Below are 3,384 nucleotides of genomic sequence, written 5' to 3'. Positions count from 1 at the left end.
ATGCTCACGCCGCGGTAGGTGGCGTCCTCGATGGCTTCGATGCCGACCTTGGTGGCCGGGATCTTGACGACGATGTTGTCGGCGAGGCCGTGAAACTCGACGGCCTGGTCGGCCAGGGCCTTCGCGTCGCGGTGGAAGCGGGGATCGGTCTGCACGGAGAGACGGCCGTTTCGTCCGTTGTGCTCATCAAAGATGGGCTTGAGCAGCGCGGCGGCCTCGACGGATAGGTCCTTGACGGCCTGCCAGCCGATTGCGGATTCGCCCCAGGTGGGGTGCTCGGCGGCGATCGCCTCGATCCGGGGGGCCCAGACGTCGAGGTTGCTCTTGATGACGGTGTAGGCGATCACCGGGTTGCACGTGGCACCCACGCCGCCGAACGAGATCGACTGCTTCAACTCTGCGAGGTCGGATGAGTCGTTCCAGAGTGCGGTCGGGGTGGTTCGGGCCGCGGTGAGCAGCGGTCCGGGGGTGTATTCGATGTCGGTCATCTTCGGCTCCTTGTGGGAAAACGTCGCGGCGGCTTTGCCGTGGTCCAACGACGACAAGTCAAGCAAATGTTTGGAATAGTGTCAAGCTTTGTGTGGACATGCATCTGCTGGTGCAGCAGGCTGTTTCGGGTCAGGCCGAAAAGAGCGAGAACTTGAACGAGTAGAGCGACGGCCGGTAGATGTGATTGCCGAGCTCGACGGGGCGGCCGTCGGACGTCCGGCTGACCCGATGCATGGTCAGAAGCGGCGTGCCGGGCTGATCGCCAAGGATGCCGGACTCGTCTGCGCTTGCACCTCTGGCGCCGACGTCCTGAGTCGCTGAAGCGATCTCGACGCCACGGTCATGCAGGCACTGGTAGAGGCCCACTGTGCCGAGTTCCTGCCAGGTAGGTGCCACGTCGAGCGGCATCACGTTGGTCAGGAGGGCGAGGGGGTGATCATCGGCATACCGGATGCGGCTGATGGACAGCACGGCGTCGTCGGGGGCCAACTCGAGCTCGGTCGCCTCTTCGGGGGTAGCCGGGCGCACCTGATAGTGCAGCACCTTGGTCGAAGGCTGGAAACCGGCCTCGGAGAGGTCCTCGTTGAGCGACGACAGTTTCATCGGACGGTGTACGTGCGGTGGGGTGACGCGGGTGCCGACGCCTCGACGTCGGGTGACGAGCCCCTTGGCGGCAAGTTCCTGGAGGGCGCGTCGGGCGGTCGGCCGGGCGACGTCGAGGCGGTTGGCCATCGAGACCTCGTCCTCGATCATGGCCCCGGCCGGTAGCTCTCCCGACAGGATCGCCGCCTCGATCGGGACGGCGATCTGTTCGTAGAGCGGTGTGCCGGAGGCCCTGTCGATCGTGATCAGGGGTGAATAGGTCTGCTCCATGTTCGCCTCCTCGGAGGTCTCTGTGGGGTCGTCGCTGGGCTTCTGGTAGTCGAGGTGGACCACTTCGTCCACGTTCAAGGGTTCATCTTGACCAATGGTAGGGGACCATGTAAGCACAATGAGTTGACCATGGCAACTCTCTGGTGTCAGACTGGCCCGGGCACGCCAACGGTGGTGTGCAGATCACATCGTGCATCAAGCGAGGAGACATCGATGAAGATTGCCGGCGCACCAATCAGCTGGGGCGTGTGTGAGGTTCCCGGTTGGGGCTACCAGATGACGCCAGGGCGTGTGCTCACCGAGATGAAGGACATCGGTTTGACGGCGACGGAGTTCGGCCCGCAGGGCTGGCTCCCGGTTGACGCCGAGGAGCGCGCCGCCGTCGTGGGCGAGTTTGGCCTCAAACCGGTCGGGGCCTTCTTCCTGGCCGTGATGCACGATCCTGGGTTCGACCCGATTCCCCAGGTCGAGCAGGAGTTGAAGGCGTTCGAGGTGGCGGGTGGCGAGTTCCTCGTCCTGGCAGCCGACTCAGGTCGCGACGGCTACGACGACCGTCCCGAACTGGACGAGGAGGGTTGGACCACGCTGTTTGCCAACCTGTCCCGGATCAAGGAGGTCGCGGCCGCCAAGGGCGTCACCGCGACCCTCCACCCCCACTGGGGAACCATGGTGCAGAACGTCGATGAGGTCGAGCGGGTGCTCGACAATTCCACCGTCGGGCTGTGTCTGGACACGGGGCACTTGACTGCGGGTGGTGCCGACGTGGTCGAGTTGGTGCGTAGGTACGCGGACCGCGTCGACATCGTCCACGCCAAGGATGTCGACAAGGCGCTCACCGACAAGTTGCTGCCGGGTGAACTGACGTGGAGCGAAGGCATCAAGGCGGGCATGTTCACGCCGATCGGTCAGGGCGACATCGACTTCGCCACGATCGTCGGCCTGCTGGCCGAGGCGGGCTTCGATGGGTATTGGGTGTTGGAGCAGGACATCATGCTCGACGAGGAACCCCCGGCCGACGGCGGCCCGGTGGAGAACGCGAGGGCGTCGTACGAGGCTCTGGCCGCCTTGGCCTGAGGGTCGGTTGAGCAGGGTCGCGCATCGGTTGAGCTGGGTAGTGCGTTGGTTGAGCCGGGCCGTGAGGAACGAGCGGCCCGTGTCGAAACGGTGAGGATAGGGGGTAGGTCCCTGCCGCTGGTGTTCTGACTTGTGTCGAAACTGGCGGTCACTGCCTGGCTGGGTGTTCTTCGGTGTTGTGCAGTATCGCTGGAGAGGTCGTCGGCCTGGTAGTGGTTTTGTGGAGTGTTTCCGGTTTTGTGGACACTCAATTGTCAGGCTGCCAATTGATTGATATGAGTGTATCCTAGTTCGTATTCGGTTGGTGTCAAGTATCCGAGGCTGGAGTGCCTCCGAATGGTGTTGTAGTAGTTGTTGACCCAGTCCGCGGTAGTGTCCCGCAAGCGTTCCAGATCGGGCCAGGGACGGGTATGGATAAGTTCCTTCTTGTAAGTGGCGAAGAAGGATTCCGATACGGCGTTATCGTAACAGATGCCGGTTTTGCCAAGCGATCGTGTAATGTTATTGTTGAAGCAGTATCTGTCGAACTCAACCGAGGTGTACTGTGTGCCTCGGTCAGAATGAAATATGACACCGGCTGCCGGTTTCCGTTCCTTGACGGCCATTTCGAGAGCGTCTGTGACGAGACTGGTGCGCATGTGGTCATCGATGGCCCAGCCAACGAGTTTCCGCGAGTGCAAGTCGATAACCGTGGCCATGTAGGCCCAGCCATTCCAAGTCTTTATGTACGTGATGTCACCACACCAGCGGGTGTCGATGGCCGCGGCTGTGAAGTCCCTGCCGATCAGGTCCGGGGCTGGGGCCGCGTCCGGGCCCGGGATGGTGGTACGCCGCCACGCACGGGGGTGCCGGCCCTGCAAACGCGCTTGCCGCATCAGCCGCCACACTCGCTTGTGGGAGACCGGCCAGCCTCGTGCGGCGAGCTCGGCGCGGACACGCCGCACACCC

At 63.2% G+C, this 3,384-nt stretch carries 4 protein-coding genes; 1 reads left to right on the top strand and 3 read right to left on the bottom strand.

Annotation, left to right across the window (positions count from 1 at the left end; translation table 11 throughout):
• On the bottom strand, positions 1–488 hold a 488-nt coding region (locus BUC15_RS18625), incomplete at its 3' end, for a transaldolase family protein (protein ID WP_281249310.1).
• Positions 489–618: 130 nt separating this feature from the next.
• Complete coding sequence (locus BUC15_RS18620) at positions 619–1,434, bottom strand: GntR family transcriptional regulator (protein WP_245788043.1); 816 nt, start codon at positions 1,432–1,434, stop codon at positions 619–621.
• 141 nt (positions 1,435–1,575) lie between these two features.
• Here BUC15_RS18620 and BUC15_RS18615 point away from each other — a divergent pair, with 141 nt between their 5' ends.
• Complete coding sequence (locus tag BUC15_RS18615) at positions 1,576–2,436, top strand: sugar phosphate isomerase/epimerase family protein (RefSeq protein WP_073191567.1); 861 nt, start codon at positions 1,576–1,578, stop codon at positions 2,434–2,436.
• Positions 2,437–2,690: 254 nt separating this feature from the next.
• On the opposite strand, the gene BUC15_RS18610 is transcribed toward BUC15_RS18615, so the two are convergent.
• A partial coding sequence (locus BUC15_RS18610; protein WP_139280367.1) for an IS3 family transposase occupies positions 2,691–3,384 on the bottom strand: 694 nt, incomplete at its 5' end.

This window comes from Tessaracoccus bendigoensis DSM 12906, from assembly GCF_900141915.1.
GTDB classification, from domain to species: Bacteria; Actinomycetota; Actinomycetes; order Propionibacteriales; family Propionibacteriaceae; genus Arachnia; species Arachnia bendigoensis.
Note: the sequence above shows the minus strand (reverse complement) of the source record. Positions and strands in the feature narration are given on the sequence as shown.